This window comes from Aurantiacibacter luteus, assembly GCF_001010945.1.
In the GTDB taxonomy this organism is placed as follows: domain Bacteria; phylum Pseudomonadota; class Alphaproteobacteria; order Sphingomonadales; family Sphingomonadaceae; genus Alteraurantiacibacter; species Alteraurantiacibacter luteus.
Genome location: NZ_LBHB01000002.1, coordinates 163,522 through 183,241, shown reverse-complemented (window position 1 = coordinate 183,241; position 19,720 = coordinate 163,522). Strand labels below are relative to the sequence as shown.

The following is a 19,720-nucleotide window of genomic DNA, read 5'->3' as shown; positions in this document are numbered from 1 at the left end:
TTTCCACTCGAAGAAGTGCGCTGTGCGCTCTGCTCACTGTCCCCCCTCCGTATAACTGCTAAACCCAAAGTGTTGGGAAGCTCAGCGCTGTAGCGCCGGACTATTTATGACATGTTATGCAGAGCTTTCCTGCACCATAAACTTCATCATTGTCGATGAGTTCATCGCTTGCAAGGGCGTTCACAAGTCTGCGCGCACGCAGCCGTTCCATCCGTTTTTCGTGGTCTCGCTTAATCTGAGCCAGACGGGCGGGCTGTTCCAACTCGATCAGCGACTCGCCGTGACTCCAGGTAAATGGGGAACCATGATCAAGAGCATTCTTCTCGTAGCGCTTCGCTTCCTCAAAGGCGTCCGGATGCTCTTCAAGCAGGCGCGCCCATTCGATTTTCTGCTGATAAAAGCAGAATGTGCAGCCGCTCCGGGAGCGCCAGCGGTAGTAATCCGGGAGGCCCAGGCCAGCCGCCTCGAGGATCTCCATTACTCCCGCCTTGTCGATGCCCGCCTGCCGGAAAGGCAAATGAACTTTAAGGTTGTCCTGTCCCGAAACGTACCCCTCACGGTAGTCTTCGTCCGAGCGAATTGCGACGTAGCTGTTGATCTGCTCGCCATTGGCCAACGCGGGACGCAGCCAAGCCTCGAACGGCTTTATTTTCAGCTGCCTTGTGCACCACCGGGTTTGCGGTGAGGGCAAGAAGTTGTTGTACTCTTGCAGCCAAAAATCGAAATCCCTGTCTGGGTTCAAGCGCAGGATCGGCTTGCCCAAAAACCCCTCGAGCCGGCCCAAAAACTCGTAGACTTCCGGAAGCTCTTTCCCCGTGTCGGTAAAAAAGTACTCGATCTCAAGCTCCGGAGCAGTTTGGCGCATGTAGACAGCGAGGGCCGCGCTGTCGCGGCCGCCGGATATTCCCAAAACGTGGCGCTGGCTCATGCGGCAGCCACCTTAGGCTGCTCTTCTGCCTCTTCCAGGTCACCGGCCAATGAGAGCCCAAGTTGGGCGATAGCGCCAATCGCGATGGCTGGCGACACAGCGGATTTGTCGATCAGCTCCTGGATCTGCTCAGCTAAAGCACTGGCGCGATCGCGCTCCTGTCCGCTCAGTTCGACGAACGGCGATGCCGGCGCGGGATAGCTAGGATCGCTGATGTAAACCGCGAGGCTCGTTTGCCGATCGCCGCGCCCTTTGAGATGCGCGAAGCCTTCGGCGCGCAAAAACTGCTGAGCAAGCGCAGCCAGCTCAATCTTTGCAGCATCGATATCCCGGTCGACCCAGTCGCGTGCAGGCTTGTTGGCTGCCAGACTAGCCACCCCTTCAATGTCCGCCAGTTCACCGGCGAACACACCCAGCCTCGTGGCAAGTGCGTCGAGCCGGAAATTCCCAGAAAGTCCGCGCACAGTCTCACAGCGCTGGTGCAAGAGGCTGTACTCTTGGTCTTTGATGGGATCGTAGCGCAGCTCCTTGAACAATGTCTGGGCGAGGTCGCGTAGCATTTCCGGATACGCAGCCTCCAGCTCTGCCAGCGCTTCAGCTGTAGCTGAAGGGACCGCCGCAAGGTCTGTCCCGAATTTGCTCGGCAGATCTTCGAAGAGAAGCTTATTCGGATCGTGGGATTTGAGGCCTAGCTGGCGCAGAGCGATGGCATTGCTCGATGGCATGCCCGATCGCTGAGTCCATCCCGGGAGCGAACGGACTCGGCCGACGAGTATTCTAGCAACTTCAAGAGCGGTGGGAGCGATCGTCTCATCCCGGCCGAGACGCATTGCGAGGTCGGAAACCACAGCCACATGTTGCGTCGTAATCTCTACGTCTCGGGCACGTACGGCACCGGCATCTTGCAGCAGCCGATCGACAAAGAAGGTGTCGAGCTGCGGCCGGAAAACGCCATCGAGATAAAGCGACGTACGCGCCACGCGCGTCAGGACATAGGACAACGCAAGGACGGGCAGGAGCCCATCGCGAACGCCGAACGGCGGCGCGCGCCAAAGGTTATAGAGCTCTGCAAAGGAAATGCCGGTCTCGGAGCCTTGGAGCGCCGCGTCGGCCGCTTCCCACATTGGGTGCAAGCAGTGCGCATCGTCGGCCGAGGGCGGACTGAAGCTTTGAACGCCGGTTTCGTCGGCAGAGTAGAGCTTCGTCGAGACAAGTAGGCTAAAAAATAGCCCTGCCTCCGGCGGAAAGCCTTCAAAGCCGAGGCGCTCCTTACCCCGGCTCTCGACCATGGCGTGAAGGAGCTGACGAGTGGCAGCTATAGCGTTTGAAGACGGTCTGGTGCGGTTGATCAGCTCGTTGTGAAGCCTCGGCGTATAAGGAAAACGCCAGTCCGCGAGCTTTGAAGCAAGTAGGCTCAACCCCGGAGGGCTCGACGTATCAAGGTTTTCGATCTGATCGTTAGCCGGTCCATGCCAATCGACGCGATTGATCGCATCCCTCAGTTGATCATCAAGATCGGCAGTGAGGCGTGCGATCCGGGCATCTATCTCTCGCCTTGCCACAGCATCGCCCTCGAGCTCGGCACGGTGCCCGCGTACATGTTCAAGTGCAGCAAGGTCCGCCGTCAGCTCTCGCAGGCGGTAGCTGTCCCGGGTCCAGCCGACCACGACGAGGCGATCGCCTGCTTCCTCAGCCGCAGCGCGTGCGATGCGTTTGGCCGCAGCCTTATTCTCTTCATTCGTGCTGACTAGAATAAGGAACAGCCCGGCAGAACCTGGCGCTGGCTCGTAGGTTCGTACTCTTTCTTCAGCTTCTTCGAGAGGCGCGATGCCCACTTCAAACCAGCGCAGCGCTCCCTTTTCTTCGTAGTGCCGCTTCGCGAGTACCGGCCTAAGCGCTGGCTGCTCTTCGAGGCGCTTGAAGTCGGTGCCGATGCCGCGGGAGCGGGCATCATCGAGTGCCGATTCGATGTCGAAATCGCTGCCTGCGTAGATCGCAAAGGCGCCGCTGTGCTTGCGGAACACGACGACCGACCACTTGAGCAGATCGTCGGCAATTTGCTTCCAATGTTTGTCGGACTTGGCGCCGATACCGAGCTTGATAACGTCAGAGGTCGGCTGGAGCCCCGATCTGTCCTTGAACAAGTCCAAAAGCGCGATAGTCTTGATCGCAGCCAGATGGTCGCGCGATCCGCCGCGCACCTCGCAGCGCTCGATCGCATCCACGGCAGTGGACCACCGGTGACCGTCAGGCGAGGCCAGAATGGCGGATTCCAGATTTGCCCGCAAATAATCCCACAGCTGGGCCGGTTTAAACCGCCCAGCCTCCGTCTCCGTTGCAGCCAAGAATTCCTGAAACCCGTAGGGCTCGGCTGAAGTCAGAAAGCCGAAGATGCTCCGCTGGCTTTGCCCAAACCGCCGACGAGAGATCGGCCCCAACAGGCTCGCGGTTAAGGGATGGAGCGGCCAGCAGGCCGCAAGCTTCATGGCCAATCGCTCGCTGTCGCTTTCGCGTCCCCCGCGCATGACAGCGGCTACAAAGCGCATGTCATCATCCATCTCGGGCTCGCGTGACGTCTCAACTGCTCGCGCAATGAGATCGATCTGTTCGTCGGCCGCCAGGTTTACCGGCAGGTCGAGATAGCGCCCTTGGATCTTGAGCCACTCGTCCCTGCTTTCCCGTGACAAGCGCTGGGCGTACTCATCAAACGCTTGGTGCAGGATTCCCACGAGGAGCAGCTTCCCGTTGCTACGCGACGAGATTTCCGCGAGCTCCTGAAAAACATGGATGTCGCTCTGCTCAAGCGCTGCATGCTCGAGAAACTTGCCCATCTCATCGATAATGAGGGCTAAGCCCGGCCCTCGCGCCTGAGCAGCCACTCGGCCTACCCAGCTAGCGAATGACTCGTCTTTCGAGCGCTTCGGTGGCCGCTTGACGGCATTCTTTATTGCTTCGCCGATTATCGCTTCGGCATGGCCGCGCTGGCCTACTACTGCGCAAACATCCCAAGGCGCGGGATCCTTTCGGAAATGCTCGACGAGCTCGTCGACCTCATCAGTAGCAGAGGCATGCGCAAACGCCTTCGCAACGTCGGCTCGATCGCCCTGTAGGAGCGAGGCTAACGCCACCGCCAAACTCGACTTTCCGCTGCCGTAGGGACCAGTCCATGTGAAGGCACTGTGGCCGGTGGCCTCGCGGTGACGAGCCATGGCAAGCAGAGCTTCGATGGCGGAGTGGGGGCAGATATACCCCTCAAGCGCTGCTGGATCGCCGATGTCTGTGTCTACCCGAACCGAGCGCGTGAACCGCCGGGAGACCTTGACCAGATCGGACAGTGGAACGTTCACGCGGCCATCGCCTGCATGTCGTGGCGGTACATCTCGCGTAGGATATCCCATCGCTCAAGTTCTTCCGCTCTGTGCATGTAGAGCTGCCGCATTCCGGAAGACTCGTCCCACCGCAGCTTCTCGTGGGAAAGTGACTCCAGCCGAGCCAAGCGGTCGGCGACGGCCTCCTCGTCGAGCAGGAAAACCTGTCCAGGTGAGCCTCTCTCGAACGTCAGAAATTCAACCGAGAAGGAGCGACGATCCGGATAAAAGCTTTCCCAGAAGTCGAGAACGGCAAACAAAAACATCTCATCGGGCAGCGAAGCCTTGGGACCGCGGCGAAAGCGGTACAGCTCGCCCAGGCCCGCCATTTGGACCAGCCCAAGCTCCGCGAGTGGACATTCAATGCTATCTTCAGGCGCGCGCCGTGAACCTTTTGAGCCGGAATAGTACGTGCGAATAAGGCACTCGATGTCGCGCTTGATCGTCGAGCCGCTTGTAGCGCGCCCCTTCCCAAGCCGACCTGATTCAGACAACTCCTCACACCGCTGCGCCAATCGGCGACGCAGAAGCTCCCTGTCGAAGCTTGGCTCATGGAACTCGTTGAACGCCCAATGCCACGCGGTTGCCCGACCAGGCTTTGAGGCCAACATCCAGTGCAGAAGCCACAGCGAGCCGGGGTGCTCAAGGTAAGGGTCTAGGCCTTCGCCGAAGAATAGGTGACCCACTGGACCCGTGGAGATTTTGGTGTTGCGCTCCCCAGGGATATCCTCGGCGTTAAGTACGCCAGTCGCAAGCGACCAGTGCTTCATTGAAAAAACCATGTTCCTGCCGACGCCGAATTCTGCAATTGATCTTTCATCGTTGAAGATTGAGCCGGGAATATCGCCAACTTTTTCTTCTCGACGGACAGCATCGTAAGCTTTCTTCAGCCAACCGTACCGAAGCGGGAACGTCTCATGCCCGGCGAAGTGCAGCTTCTCGTCGGAGCTGTCGATGATACTGCGCGGCATGTCACCTCACTGGAGAACTGTTCCAGTTGATTGCCTCCGCGGACCCGGCTATGTCAACCGCCTGGTCTCGACAACCAGGGGGAAGCCGGGGATTAATGGGGATCTATCTCGACTATCAAGCCTCAACTCCAGTTGATCCACGGGTGAAGGCCATCATGTTCGAGGTGATGGACCGCGATTTCGCCAATCCGAGCTCGGAAAGCCACAGCGCGGGGTGGCAGGCCGGCAAGCGGGTGGAGGATGCCCGCGCAACCATCGCAGAAGCGATCAAATGTGACCCCGATGAAATCATCTTCACGTCCGGGGCTACAGAAGCCAACAATATCGGGGTCCTCGGCGCCGCTTTGGGAGCTCCTGAAGGCCGCCGGCGAATTCTGATTGGGGCAACCGAGCACAAAGCCGTTCTCGAGGCCGCACTCGCCGCAGAGCGTTTTGGTTACACGGTCGAGCTCCTTCCGGTCGAAGGCTCCGGAGTGATCGACCCGGCCGAATTGAAGAACCGGCTCGATGAGAGCGTCGCCGTTGTGTCGGTGATGTTGGTCAACAATGAGATCGGCACAATCCAACCGCTTGAGGAGCTCGTCGAGCTATCGGCCGCTGCAGGCGCATTCGTTCATACTGATGCGACACAGGCCCCGACGGCGATTGACGTTGATGTCCGAGAGCTAGGTGTGGATGCGGCAAGCTTCTCTAGCCACAAGATCTATGGCCCTAAAGGTGTCGGCGCACTCTACCTTTCCGCCACTTCCCCTTGGAGACCGCGCCCTCTCATGTTTGGCGGTGGACAAGAGCAGGGTCTGCGGCCCGGCACTCTGCCTACGCACCTTTGCGCCGGTTTTGCCGAGGCTTTTCGGCTCATTGCTGAAGAAGGATCGGGCGAGCGCGAACGAGTTGAGCATCTCAGAAATAGCTTTGTTCGGTGCCTTGAGGAGAATGTGCCTATATTCAAATTGACCGGCACTTGTTCGCACCGACACCCCGGTAATTTGCACGCCCGTTTTATCGGGATCGTTGGTGACGACCTGTTACTGCGGTTGCAGCCGCACATATTTGCTTCCACCGGATCCGCTTGCACAAGTGGTCACCTTTCGGTTTCCCACGTCCTCAAGGCGATCGGGCTCTCCGATGTAGAAGCGGGTGAATGCATCAGGTTCTCAATCGGCAGGCAGACAACCGAGAGTGATCTCGCCCGAGCAAGCGACATCATCGCAGGAGCCATCGATTCTCTCGGCGATCAGGTGCGGCAGAGCGGGCGAGCATTGTCCTAGCCTCAAGCCTCAATCTTACCATGCGGCGACTTCTTAGGAACGTCTGAACTAACTCGAAGTCGCACCTTGCCGCTCAGCATCCGCCGCAAACAGTGCACCACGTTGTTTGTAAGATGGTATATCGCTAGCATTTCGCCAAAACTCGCAGCCCAGGGTATCGAACGAAGATGGTTCATTGGAATCTTAGTCCACATCCAATCTCTGATATTCGCGATTGGGCCGCCGCAGGCCGGCTTGAACTGCAGCCTGATTTTCAACGTCGTGAAGTTTGGGCGATGACCGCAAAGATCATGCTAGTCGACTCGATCCTTTCCGACATTCAAAGCCGCTCCCGCGGTCATGGGACGAGCAGCGGCACGAGTTAGATGTCGCGTAAACTTCCAAAAGCAGCCAGACTTTCGCAACTTAAAGATGGCGGCCGAAATCTCCGGCAATGCTGCTCGGGAATGGCCAGTCTCTGCCTGCAGTTCATCAAGCTGGAACACGAAAAGGCCGCGGAACTGCGCCATTCCTGCCGACCAGCCTCCGGTCTCTCGGGATTTCACGGTAATCTAAGGACTGGGTTGTGCGGTCCAGCAGCCTCGGATTTGGGGCTTATTGCGGGCATACCGTCGAGCTTGATAATTAGGTAATAGAATCAGTTGCTTGTCGGATTAACTGCAGTACGTTAGTAGGACTCGATCTCAAAGCCACTTCGTCGTCAGGCTCATAACCTGAAGGTCGTTGGTTCAAATCCAACCCCGCAACCATCTACTCATTGATTAATGAGCAAAAGAGCCTTTCTGTTTTCAGAGGGGTTTTTGCGTTTCGATTTGGAAGCAAATAGGAAGCAGAATTCTCAGTAGTCGCCAACGACTTGGTCGGGGGTGAGCAGTGGGGGAATTCGATGTTTGAAAACTGCCATCTTCGGATCGGCGAAGCGCCCTTTACGAGTTGCATGCCCCTCAGTGCGCAGCTCCTGGGGAGCCTTTATGCCTTACCTCAGTCCACCGAGAAGCCGCTGCGCGAGGCCCTTGATGCCTTGGGTGACAACGTCCCTTGGGCGGAAAGCTTCGCGGTAGCGCCAGAGCAGACCACTGGTGCCGTGGGGGCGATGCTGAGGCACATGATGATGGCAACGCGCGATCTCGATCCAAGGTCGATCGCGATTGATGCGCTGCCGGGCGAGGGCAGGGCGCGTCTTCATCTTGACGCACTGCGGCAGCTCTGGATCAGCAGCGATGCGCTTGTTCCGTCCGACCTCGTGACCATCAAGGCGTTCCTTGCTTGCGAGGCAGGCGATGCTCTGCAGCCGTTCGAGGTTGTCTGGGATCGAGATTGTGGTCAGCTGACCCCGCTCGAGCGCGCGGTGCTCGAGCACATCGAAACCCATCATGGCCAGCTGAGCGAAGAAGATGATGACGTCGTTCGTCTGATTTCTGACAGGAAGCTGGCGCGCGCGCCCGGATCGTGTCTGGCAGGCCATGTACAACGCCATCTTCTGGATCCGGATGTCCCGGTTATGCCGCTCGACGACAGCCCGGCCATACTGTCCGTCCGAGACTCCCTGACCGAATGCGAGGCCGCGGCGGCCATCGTGCAGCGATGGCTGGCTGATGATGCAACTCTGGCAACCAGCGACATCGGCATCATCTTCCCGCAGGGGGCGGAATATGGTCATTACCTGGCAGAGACATTCGCCCACGCTGGCTTGGTTGCCTCATCGCTTCCTGGGGTTGGTCAGCGGAGGAACATTGGCGGTGAGGCTCTTCTGCATTTCCTTCAGTGCCGACGCCGGCCAGCGCCCGCCATGGCGCTCGCATCGCTTTACTGTTCACCAGTCCTGTGCTGGCCCGATGAAGTGGGAACGGCTCTGGCGGCAGCCGTTATGGCTGGCGACTTTCAACCAAGAGAGGCTCGAGACCTTGCAGGCCGGCAGGCATCTCTCTTCGCCCTGATCCGCTCGGCCTCACCTTCGACTAACGGCCAGCTCAAGGAGCAGATTCGATCTTTCCAGAGGCTGCTCAGCGACAACGAGGCACTCGCTGAAGATGTCGCTGAAGCGAAGCAGCAGGCATCGCGCCTGATCGCAGCCCTCGGCAATGCCAATGACGCGGCAGAAGTGGAACTGGAGAAAGCCATCCAGATGGCAGCGGCCTACCAGGCTGCGCCACAGGCGAGAGGAGCTTACTTCCTCGGTGGCATCTCGGTGATGATGGCCCACGAAACACCGAAGCGGCCGTTTCGTAAATTGCTGGTCTTGGGGTTCAATGACGGTGCCTATCCGTCACCGCCGGCAGGCAATCCATTTTTTCTCGACAGCGAGGTTGCGTCGATTGCCGATGTGACGGGCATCCAGTTGCCATCGCAGGCGCAGCAACTCGCTGCCGCGCTCGAGCTTTTCACGCGCCAGATTGGTGCAGCGAGCGAGCAGGTTATCCTCATTCTCTCGGAGCGTGATCGCAGCGGCAGCTCGCTCTCGGTGTCGTCGAGCCTGCCGCTGATCTCGCGGTTTGTGCAAGGTATCAAAGATCCGGAGGATCTGATCGTGCCTTTGAGCCATAGCGAGGGGACGATCTGGGACAGGCTGGTGGCGTGGAAACCCAGACCATTGATTGAACCGGCGCTGATTCCGGAGGTGCCGTCTCACTATGCGTTCGACTTCAATCTTCTGGGGCTGCGCCAGAAAGAAGACGGCAGTGCGCGAGCGCAGAGCCCGAGCCGGCTTGAAAAGCTTCTCGTCAGTCCCCTGGCCTGGCTCCTCGCTGAGTTGGGCGCCGAACATGTTTCCTGGCAGCCCGAGGCGCTTGACGTCATGCTTCGCGGATCCCTGGCGCACGAGGTTTTCGAATGCCTGTTCGTGCCCGGCAAGGCGCATCCGTCCAGCGAGGAGATCGAAGCTGCGGTGCCCGACCTACTGCTCGATCGCATACGCGCCTTGGCGCCGTTTCTTCAAACGTCGGCTTGGGCGGTCGAGCGCAACACGCTTGAGGCAGAAATCACCAAGTCCGCGAAGCATTGGTCGTTGGTCCTCAAATCCCTGGATGCCGAGGTTGTGGGCAATGAGTTCTGGCTGTCGGGAGAGCTGTTCGGTCATCCCGTGCACGGCAAGGCCGATTGCCTGCTGCGGCTTCCCGATGGGCAGCCGATTGTCGTGGATTACAAGAAGAGCAGTTCCGGCACGCGTCGCCAGCGCCTCCAGAAGGGATGGGATTTACAGGTCGATCTCTACCGGCGCATGAGCGTTCGGCTCGACGAGCGCAGCAACGAAGGCGTGGTCCGTATTGCCGAGGCGTTGAACGGGTGGTCGAAGCTCCCGGCAGTCGCCTATCACACGCTCAACGACGGGAATGTCCTGCTCAACGGGATCGACGAGTTCGATAGCGCTGAGGTCGAGCTTGTTGCGGGCGATATTGCCGAGCATGCGCTCGCGCTCATTTCGGCGCGGTTCGATGCTCTCAAGGCAGGACGCCTCGATACCAACACTACAGCGGATGAGAAGTTCTTCCAGCGCTCCGCCGCGCTCGGCACCTATGCGCTGGAGGACAGTCCGTTGATCGCCGCTTTCATGCGCGACGACATCAACCCCTCGGTGGCGCTTACGGACAATGAAGATGACTGAGATTTCGATCGTTCCAGCCGGTGCAGGGGCTGGCAAGACCCATCATATCCAGGAAACCCTCACCCAGTGGGTGCGCGACGGCAAAGTTCGGCCCGAGCGGATATTAGCCGTCACTTTCACGGAGGCCGCGGCTGGGGAACTTCGTCAGAGGATCCGTGGAGCACTGATTGCCGACGGCAATTTGCAAGCGGCTTTGGCCGTTGAGCGAGCCTATGTCTCTACGATCCATGGCCTTGGACGCCGGTTGCTGATTAAGCACGCCTTTGCGGCAGGCTCTTCGCCGCAGCAACGTCTCATCGCGGAAGACGAGCAGGACTTGCTGATCCGCCGTTCGATCGAGGAGAACCAGGCGCTAAGCGAGCTCTCCCGTAACCTCGGGGCCTATGGCTACCGGGGTAGCTTCACTTCGGACGACACGGCTGAAGACAGCTTCCGCAAGACATTGCTCGGCGTCATCGCACTCCTGCGAACGCTTGGACCGCGCGGAAGCGACCCGGCGATAGCCGACTTCGTCGAGGCGTCGATCAGGCAGGGATATCGCCAGCCGGTCGGGACGCCAGAGGCCCTGGCGGCCGGCTTGAAAGAAGCCGTCGATGCGCTGCTCGTCGCATTTCCGAGATCGCTGGCGGACGACGCTGCAAGTGCTGCGGCCAAGACAGCGTTTCGGGATAATTTCCGCGCGTTGAAGCAAGCCGAACAACTTCTCTCGACCGGCGGGAAGGACTGGAAGCTCTGGCAGCGGCTGCGTGATCTCCGCCAGTCCAAGCGCGGCAGTCCGACGCCTGATGGTTACGACGACCTAGCCGCTGCGGTCATGGCGGCGGCCGACACACTGGTCTTTCATCCGGGCCCGCTCGAAGATGCGGTTTCCCATGCGCGCGCGCTCGTGGAAGGGGCGCAATCAGCTATGTCGGACTACGAGACCCGCAAGCGGGAACTCGGCGTCATAGACTTCAGTGACATGGTCACCAACGCCGCGCGGATCCTCGATGACAAGCCCGGCGTGCTTGCTGCGATCATGGACGAGGTAGACTGCGTCATTGTCGACGAGTTCCAGGATACCAACCCGATCCAGTTCACCTTCCTGTGGGCCTTGGCGCGGCAAGCGAAGCGCTCTCTCGTCGTCGGCGATACCAAGCAGGCGATCATGGGATTTCAGGGCGCAGACCCAAGGCTGACGGTCGCGCTCACGAAGCAGTTTGAGACTAGCCCGCTCAACCGGAACTGGCGTTCCGATCCGCGGATCATGGATTTCGTCAACGCGCTCGGCCCTTGCCTTTTTGGCGATGATTACACTTCGCTCACCGCGCAGAACCCCACCGGACATGACACCGCGCTTGAGATCATAGAACTGGCTAACAAGCGCGGCGCGCGCTCCGGCGGGAAGCCCCAGCATTTCGTCGTGGATCGCCTGCTCTCCCTGCTGTCCGACGATCATGTGACGATCATCGACAGGCATACGAAGAATTTGCGACCGCTGGAGCCCAGAGACATCGCGGTCCTGTGCCCGACCCATAGCCATTGCGCGAGCTATGCCAGCGCGCTGCGATCACTTGGCCTGCCGGTTCGCGTGGCTGAAGGCGGCTGGTGGCAGAGCAAGATCGTCCAGGCCGCGTGCTTTGCCCTGCGATTCGCCGTTGATCCTGCAGACAGCCATGCCGCGATTTGTACGGCCACGCTTGGTCCTGGTGCCACTGCGCTCCCGGACGCGATCAGGGCGCTTGCCCAGCGAGGCCGGATCGACACGCCTGAATTGACTGCGCTGCAGAAACTTCGGCCCGACTCGCTTGCGACCCCGGTAGACCGTCTGGTCCATCAGGTCATCGAGGTGTCGGGGCTTCGCGACTGGTGCGACACGCTCGATGACCCAGCCCAGATGAGAGCAGACCTGCTCCGGTTCGAGGCAGAAGCGGCAGCATTCATGGATGCTCACCGCGATATGCGGGAAGCGTCCGGCTTTTATGGGCAGAGCGCCAACGTCTTTCTCGGCTGGCTTGAAAACAAGGTCGGTCTCAAAGGGGAAGATCTGCGGCCTAACCCTTCAGGCAGCGAGGCCGACGGCGTCGAAATCGTCACCTGGCACGCATCCAAAGGACGTGAATGGCCAATCGTCGTTGTCTGCGGGCTCGACCACAAGCTTGACCCCCGTGCCGGGACCTTCAGCACCAAATTTCCGGGGTTCGACGATCTCGATCATGTAATCGAGGAAGCGGCGCTCGCCTATGCTCCCGAATTTGCCGCGCCTGAAGCGACCGATCGCTTTCTTCATGAACTCCATCCGGAGTCCGAAGAAACAGCGAGGCGGCTGCTTTACGTGGCACTGACCCGTGCCCGGGATCGCTTGATTATCGAATGGCCACAGGACGATGAGAAGGTGGAACCGCCTCTGCCGATCACTGCCCGCCGCCTTCTGAATGACGTCTGCGACATCAGATTTCAGGGTAACCAGATCAGCGTCGGCGCCGAAGAATTTCCTGCGCGCATGACGATCTGCAGCAAGGAGTTGCCGGCTTCGTTCGAAGCTGAGAACAAGGTTCATCTCCACGCGTTCGACCGAGAGTTGCGATTTGCCCTGGAGCGACGTTTGATCGACGCGCCGACATCTGTGGTTAGCCCCTCGCAGGCAATCACTACGACACGGTCGCTTCCTTCTCAAATCGAAACGCGTGCAATCGCACCAGGAGTTAAGCTGGCTGGACCCGACTTGGCGCGGGCGACCGATAGGGGCACGGCGATCCACGAGGCGCTTCGCATTCTCCTTTGCCGCCCTGATCTGCGACATAGGGTTCAGGCGCATTGCCGCATTCTCGACGCCGAGGTCGAATTTCTCTCGCAGCAGGCAGATGCCCTACGCCAGGCTCTCGCGGACCTTGGCTATCCGCGGCTGCATGTCGAGCAACCGATCAAAGTTCCTCTTTCAGATGGTGGGGGTCAGAGCATCATCCTGGATCTCATCGCTGAAGGTCCCAATGGCTTCATGATCGTCGATCACAAGAGCGGGGCGGTGGAAGATCACGCGCTTCGCTTCGAACGCTACTGGCCGCAACTGGCAGCCTATGTTGATGCATTTGGGGTAATGGGTGGCAAGTCCGTCGATGGCGTCGCCGTATTTTGGGCAGAGACCGGCGAACTGACGCTGGGCAGAGGAATCTGAGGGGCACAGGCACTTGGCGCTAGGAATGAGTTCAGCGATTGGCTGGGTCGATTTTGACGAGACAGAACGCGATCGTGCGCAGCGGTTGATGGACCTGTTCCGTGAGCAGGATAGCCGCGACGAGCTTGGGCTTGGCGCGATCAGGGATTCTATAGCCGATCATCTTTTTCCCGGAACGAGCACCATTCACACGCGGCTGCGGTACATGCTGTTCATTCCGTGGATTTTTGAGTCCCTGCCGTCTCATCTCAGCCCGCGAGACATTGCAGCCAAGGCACGTCAGAAGGAAATCGAACTTGGCCAGGCGCTGATGGCTGGCGCGCCTGGTGCCGTTGGCATCATTGGCAAGGACGCTGGCGAGAAGCTCAAGCGCCTGTCGAGTAGTATCTATTGGTCGGGACTGGAAAGCTGGGGCATCCGAAAATTTCCAGGTTCGATTGAGGCCTACTTTGCCGCCTTGCCGCACTGGCCCAAGGATACGAGTAAAGATCACGTCGAAGACGACATGAGCGGTGCGCAGCGCCATAGACATCTGTGGCACGACCGCATGCCTCAGCCACCGAAGGGATGGCCTGACATTGTCGATTTCGATCTTGAACCGGACGAGGCGAGCTTTCTTATCGATCGGCTTGTTGATCGCCATCCCCACAGCCTCTTGACCTATTTGGCAAGTCGGAGCGATCAGGCAAAGGCAGATGCAATATGGCTGCATCCGCATATGGCGGATTTCCCGCCTCAAGCACGAGTGCTAGTCGAACATGCCAGGATATTCTCGGGCGTCATGCATGGCGCCGCGCTGCTCTACAATCTGCTGTTGAGCGAGCTGCGGGAAAACGAGGACTGGATTGAGCGCTACCAGACCGCACTCACCGAATGGAGCGACGAACTCGATACCAAGGAATTGGCATCCTGGTCGCTGGACGATTTCTGGCACGAGACACGCCATGCCGGACATTCGGTTCTCGATCCGGCCAAGCGGTTTGTTACCGAATGGGTGGCCTTGGTGCGGAAGGAAGGAGGTCTGGGCCGCAATCGCGAGGCAGCAAACGCGCTCGTCATGACGCGTGAAAGGAGGCTCAAAAAGGGCCAATCCCGGTTTGCAAACAAGAGTGCCCGGGACCGCTGGCAAGGAGCATCCGGAGCTGGACGCCTTCAGTTTCGTTGGTCAATCGCACAGAGCTATCTGAAGGATCTCAAGCGTTGAACAGGGCGACGCTCGATCCCGAAAACCGGATTCTGTACGGCGACAGCCTTCAGGCTCCCCCCGGGTATCGCTTCGATGCCGGTGTAGCGACGACATTCTCACTCGATTTTGAGACGGCGCTAGCCGTGCCGGTCAGCCTGGCATTGTTTGCCGCCGACAATAGAGAGGAAATTCTGCAGCATCCTATTGCTCTGCTCGAGGGAGCAGAGCGGATTTCCGGGCGCTTGGCCGTATTCGCTGAGGCAGGTCAAATCCACGCGGGGCTTGCCCAACAATCTCGACTTTGCTCGTTACTCGAGAAGGTTATCGTCGAAGTCCAAGCGCCAGGAGAGGGTAGCTTTCATCCGAAGATCTGGGCGCTGCGGTTCAAGCCATTGGACCAAGATGGCGATGATCTTCTGAGGGTGCTCGTATTGTCGCGCAATCTCACGCGCGACAGGTCATGGGACATAGCCGTGCGTCTCGACGGACGCCGCACTCGCCAGCCTAAGGCCCACAATCGTCCCCTGTATGCATTGCTCTCCGCGCTCCCAGATCTTGCGGTCAGCCCCGCCCCGGATGAGCAGCGGGCGCTCACTATGGAACTCGCCGAAGACATGCGCTTTGCTGAGTGGGCATTGCCTGATGCGTGTGAAAAATTTGAGTTCGCAGTCAACGGGCTCGGAGGACGGCCTTGGCAACCACCGGAATGCACCCGCATCGGTGTAGTCTCGCCATTTTGCGACGATGCCGCGTTATCGATGTTGGCTGGAAAGGCACGTCGATCCGCGGAAGTCTTGATAAGCCGGTCTGATCAGCTTGCCTGCATAGCAGCCGAAACAATCGACGATTTCGAATATGTCGCGGTCATGGATGAAATGGCCGAGCGCGAAGACGGCGAGGAAGCTGTTTCGTCAGCACTGGAAGGGCTCCACGCCAAGATAATCGTTGCCGAGCACAACTGGGATACCGGTCTGACCTTGGGCTCCGGAAATGCGACCACACCCGCGTTCATCTCAGGACGAAACGTGGAGTTCTTCATCACATTTACGGGGAAGACGTCAAAGCTGGGGTCGATCGAGACCATTCTCGGCGAAAGCGGGTTCGGGCGACTGACTCGCGCTTTCATTCCAGGAGAATTGGCTGCTGCTGACGCTTCCGAGCGTGCTGCTGAAAGGGTGCTCCTCATTGCTCGGCGGGCACTTGCCCGCGGATGCCTCAGCATCCGTTGTGAAGCAGACGCGACCTGGGGCCCAGGCAATTGGCGCATGTCGCTGGTCCCACCTGCTGGAGGCATTGCACTTGCGGACATCAACCGCGTGCGGGTTTGGCCGATAACCCGAGGCGAAGGGCACGCCAGGGATGCTCAGGCATCACTGGAAGCCGGTGAGGCTTTGGACTTGGGTGTGGTTCCGCTCGCCGATGTCACACGCTTTCTGGCGATTGAAATGAAGGAACGGGCAACCGGTCAAAGCATCCTTTTTAGCACTGGCTTGCCGATTGAGGGCCTACCGGCCGAGCGAGACGCAGCGATCATGCGATCGGTGATCAACGATCGCAAAACATTCCTGCGCTATCTGAGACTCTTGCTCACCGCACTCGGTGATCCATTTGCGGCGGCTTTGGCGGTCGGAGGAAGCGGCAGTGGGGCAGGGTGGGCCATTGCTGTGGCCGATGATGAACCGTTGCTCGAAGAACTCGTCCGGGCCCTTTGCGCCAAGGATGGACGGTTGAATGCAGTGGATCGTCTGATGACCAGACTAACAGAGTCAAATACAGAAGGTGCCGATCCAATACCCGAAGAGTTTCGGATCCTCTGGCAGACATTCCGTGCCGTGCTGGAGGAGTCCGGCAATGGAGAATGAGCCGTTCGACGCGGGCGCCGCACTCGCTCAACTCAAGCGCTTTCAGCGTCGCACGGTAGACTATGTGTTCGACCGTTTGCATGGCCCCGATCCAGTGCGTCAGTTCTTGGTCGCAGACGAAGTGGGTCTGGGCAAAACCATGGTTGCCCGCGGGGTGATCGCCAAGACCATCGAAGCGTTGTGGAATCGATCAGAGCGGATCGACATTCTTTATATCTGCTCCAATCAGGCCATCGCCGCGCAAAATCTCAATCGTCTCAATGTATTGGGAAAACGTGCGATGGCCTTGCCCACTCGTATGACCTTGGTGCCATTGCAGCTTCGCGGCGAACAAGATCTGTCTGCAAACAAGGTCAATTTCATCAGCCTCACGCCTGGAACCACGTTCAATCTTCGATCCACCACCGGAGTCGTTGAAGAACGGGCGCTCTTGCATCGCCTGCTTGAAGCCATGGGCTTGTCGTTCACGCCGCTCAGAAACGCGCTGCAAGTGGACGCCGGGAATGGCCGCTGGGATGGGTGTGTCGGTAGGATGTCACTTGAGGGTATTGATCCGACGATAGTTTCGAACTTCCACGAGGCAGTCCGTCAAGATGCATCGCTGTTGTCGGCAATCGATGAGATGATCTCGCTATTTCCACGACGCCAGCCAACATACCCTGACGAGAAGCGTTGGAAACGAAACGAGGTAATCGGGGCGCTACGGAGCAAGCTATCGCACGCTTGCGTCAGTGCGCTTAAGCCGGATCTTATCATCCTCGACGAATTCCAACGTTTTCGGGAATTGCTGCGCGGTGAGGGGGAGCCGGCCGAGCTCGCACGGGCCCTGTTTGAGTATTCTGACGATACCGCCAGCGCACGCACCCTCCTACTCTCCGCAACTCCCTACAAGATGCTCACGCTCTCGGGCGATGAGCCCGATGATGGCGATCATTACGAGGACTTCCTCGAAACAATCGAGTTCCTCTACGGCCGCGATAAGGGGGCGACCATCAAGGTCGAACTTGACCGCGAAATGCGCCGCTTTCGTAAGCTACTCCAGCAACTGCCGAAGAGCGCAACCGACGCCAAGCGAGCGCGCAACAAGGTGCAGCGCACACTGAAGCGCGTCATGTCGCGCACCGAGCGCGTTGGCAGTACTGCTGAGCGAGATTCAATGCTGGCTGAGCCATCGATCGACGTGCCGCTCGCACCTGCCGATCTCCATCAGGCCGAAGCGTTTGCCCGCGTAGCGCGAGCCGTCGATGCGCGCGAAATCATCGAGTATTGGAAGTCCGCACCTTACCTCTTGAATTTTATGCGTGATTACACGCTTAAGCATCGCCTGAAGGATAAAGCCGCAAATTCGAACCCGGCCCTGATATCAGCGTTGAGCGATGCGCAGGCGCTGGGCATCAGTCGCGAACAGGTCGAAGCTTATCAACCGATTGATCCGGCTAATGGGCGCCTTCGAGCATTGATGGCTGACTTGTTTGATTCAGGGCTCCACCAGCACCTCTGGCTCCCACCGGCGGTCACATATTATGGCCCGGCATCTGAGGGCACACCGGCTACGAAAGCCCTTGTCTTTTCTGCATGGCAGATGGTGCCGGATGCGCTTGCCGCACTGCTTTCCTACGAGGCCGAACGGCGGATGGGAGCAGCGTCGGTGGTTCGGTCCTACTCGGAAGCCACGCGCAGCCGCCCGCTTCAGTTCAAGCTGGTCGATGGTCGCCCGGCTGCTATGCGCGCGCTGCACCTGATTTATCCGTCACCAACACTGGCCAGAATCTGTGATCCGCTAAGCGTCTTTTCTGGCGCTCCGGAACAATTGTCGGTTGCAGAAATGCGCGCAGCGATTGCGGATCGTATTCGTACTGCACTGGGGCACCTGTTCGCCAAGGAAAATGGCGAAGAAGCAGCTAGCAGGGATGCAGAATGGTCCACACCGGCAACGATCGACGTATTGTTGAAGACCAAATCTTCCGGATGGCTGCAGTATCTCGGTTACAGATGGACGATCCAGGAGGAAGGCTTTCGAGAGCACATCGCCGAGTTGCGAAGGACTGCAACCGAGGCGTCCCTCGGGGAGCTCGACAACGACACGCTGGACCTGCTGATCGATGTAGCCTTGGGAAGTCCGGCTGTCTGTGCATTGCGCGCGCTCCATCGCATTGCGCCAGGACTGGCTTGGGATGACCCGCATTTGATGGACGCCGCGGCATCAATCGCCTGGGGTTTTCGGGCGCTCTTCAATCAGCACGACGCCGTTGCTCTCCTACGACAAGAGCGCGATGACCATTACTGGCGCAGCGCATTGACGCATGGTGTCGAGCACAACCTCCAATCAATGCTCGACGAGTACGCCCATTATCTCGTCGAAGGCGAGGGTTTGGCCGGGAGCTCCGAGCGTGAACGTGTCGCCGGCGTGGCCGCAGCTATGACCCACGCCCTGTCAGTCCGCCCCTCCCAGATTGATGTCGATGATGTGGGAGTTGAGGACGGCAAGGTCGTCTTTCATCCGTCCATCAGGATGCGCGGTCGCTTCGCTATGCGATTGGCTGAATACAAGGATGATGAAGGCGGAACCGTGCGGCTCGGAAGTGTGCGAGATGCGTTCAATTCGCCTTTCAGACCGTTCGTGCTGGCCACGACATCGATTGGTCAGGAAGGCTTGGATTTTCATCCCTATTGCTATCGAGTCTACCATTGGAATCTTCCAGGGAACCCGGTCGATCTTGAGCAAAGGGAAGGGCGTGTTCACCGGTTCAAAGGACATGCGGTCCGGCATAATGTTGCCCGGGCACACGCCGATGCAATCCGCACTTCTACCAAGCCACCTGCGGACCCATGGGAGGCGATGTTCAACGCGGCCAAGCGCGCTACGACGAGCAAATCCGAACTTGTTCCGTATTGGGTTTTTGATGGTCCGGTGAAGGTCGAGCGCCGCGTCCCAATGCTACCCATGAGTCGAGAAAACACGCGGCTACGTTGGCTCAAACGCAGTTTGACACTCTACCGGCTGGCATTTGGGCAACCGCGGCAAGACGACCTGCTGGCCTATCTTGACCGTCTCGTTGATGAAGGTGTCGACGTGGCAGCTCTAGAAGAATTGCAGATCAAGCTCGAGCCGTGATCGGCTATCTTTGTGTCAAAAATTCTTCCAATTTCTTGAGTTTCTCCGTGCCGAGCGACGTTCCCGCTCGGCTTTATCATGTTTCCGGTGCACCCCTGCCGTCAGGATCTACAGTAGCTGAATTTTCTACAGCTTCAGGATGAACTGCGGTTTGAGCAGGCATCAGTTCGTGTTGCGTAGAGTTCAAAAATTTCGATTGTTGATCAGAAGGATCAGAGAGTTTCATAGCAATTTCATGCAGGTGCCTGCAGAAGATGCTGACTGTTT

At 58.8% G+C, this 19,720-nt stretch carries 10 protein-coding genes; 6 read left to right on the top strand and 4 right to left on the bottom strand.

What is annotated here, in order from left to right; genetic code table 11:
- Nucleotides 1-100: 100 nt before the first annotated feature.
- The 3 genes from AAW00_RS07230 to AAW00_RS07220 are packed head-to-tail and all read right to left on the bottom strand — an operon-like array spanning nt 101 to nt 5,267.
- Entirely contained in the window at nt 101-928 is an 828-nt protein-coding gene (locus AAW00_RS07230) for a phosphoadenosine phosphosulfate reductase domain-containing protein (RefSeq protein WP_047003723.1), read from the bottom strand.
- Nucleotides 925-4,275 carry an ATP-binding protein gene (locus AAW00_RS07225; protein ID WP_156169997.1) on the bottom strand — a complete coding sequence of 1,117 codons (3,351 nt, stop codon included), beginning with the start codon at nt 4,273-4,275 and terminating at the stop codon, nt 925-927. The genes AAW00_RS07230 and AAW00_RS07225 overlap by 4 nt, the downstream gene beginning before the upstream one ends.
- A complete protein-coding gene (locus AAW00_RS07220; RefSeq protein ID WP_047003721.1) occupies nt 4,272-5,267 on the bottom strand; it encodes a DUF4007 family protein in 996 nt (331 codons plus the stop codon). Before AAW00_RS07220 ends, AAW00_RS07225 begins: the two co-directional genes overlap by 4 nt.
- A gap of 95 nt (nt 5,268-5,362) precedes the next feature.
- Between AAW00_RS07220 and AAW00_RS07215 the strand changes: the two genes are divergently transcribed.
- The 6 genes from AAW00_RS07215 (at nt 5,363) to AAW00_RS07190 (ending at nt 19,453) form a co-directional block, all read left to right on the top strand.
- Entirely contained in the window at nt 5,363-6,535 is a 1,173-nt protein-coding gene (locus AAW00_RS07215; RefSeq protein WP_063359813.1) for a cysteine desulfurase family protein, read from the top strand.
- An 886-nt stretch (nt 6,536-7,421) separates the two neighbouring features.
- Nucleotides 7,422-10,136 carry a PD-(D/E)XK nuclease family protein gene (locus AAW00_RS07210; protein ID WP_082124980.1) on the top strand — a complete coding sequence of 905 codons (2,715 nt, stop codon included), beginning with the start codon at nt 7,422-7,424 and terminating at the stop codon, nt 10,134-10,136.
- Nucleotides 10,129-13,290 (top strand): UvrD-helicase domain-containing protein, encoded by a 3,162-nt coding sequence (locus tag AAW00_RS07205; protein WP_047003718.1) that lies wholly within the window; start codon nt 10,129-10,131, stop codon nt 13,288-13,290. The genes AAW00_RS07210 and AAW00_RS07205 overlap by 8 nt, the downstream gene beginning before the upstream one ends.
- Nucleotides 13,291-13,315: 25 nt before the next feature.
- Nucleotides 13,316-14,494, top strand: a complete 1,179-nt coding sequence (locus AAW00_RS07200) for a DUF6361 family protein (RefSeq protein WP_047003717.1) — start codon at nt 13,316-13,318, stop codon at nt 14,492-14,494.
- Nucleotides 14,491-16,338, top strand: a complete 1,848-nt coding sequence (locus AAW00_RS07195; protein ID WP_047003716.1) for a phospholipase D family protein — start codon at nt 14,491-14,493, stop codon at nt 16,336-16,338. The genes AAW00_RS07200 and AAW00_RS07195 overlap by 4 nt, the downstream gene beginning before the upstream one ends.
- A complete protein-coding gene (locus tag AAW00_RS07190) occupies nt 16,328-19,453 on the top strand; it encodes a helicase C-terminal domain-containing protein (RefSeq protein WP_047003715.1) in 3,126 nt (1,041 codons plus the stop codon). The genes AAW00_RS07195 and AAW00_RS07190 overlap by 11 nt, the downstream gene beginning before the upstream one ends.
- 76 nt (nt 19,454-19,529) lie before the next feature.
- Here the strand turns inward: AAW00_RS07190 and AAW00_RS14940 are convergent, their stop codons facing one another.
- Nucleotides 19,530-19,679, bottom strand: coding sequence for a hypothetical protein (locus AAW00_RS14940; protein ID WP_156169996.1), 150 nt, complete (start codon nt 19,677-19,679; stop codon nt 19,530-19,532).
- Nucleotides 19,680-19,720 lie beyond the last annotated feature (41 nt).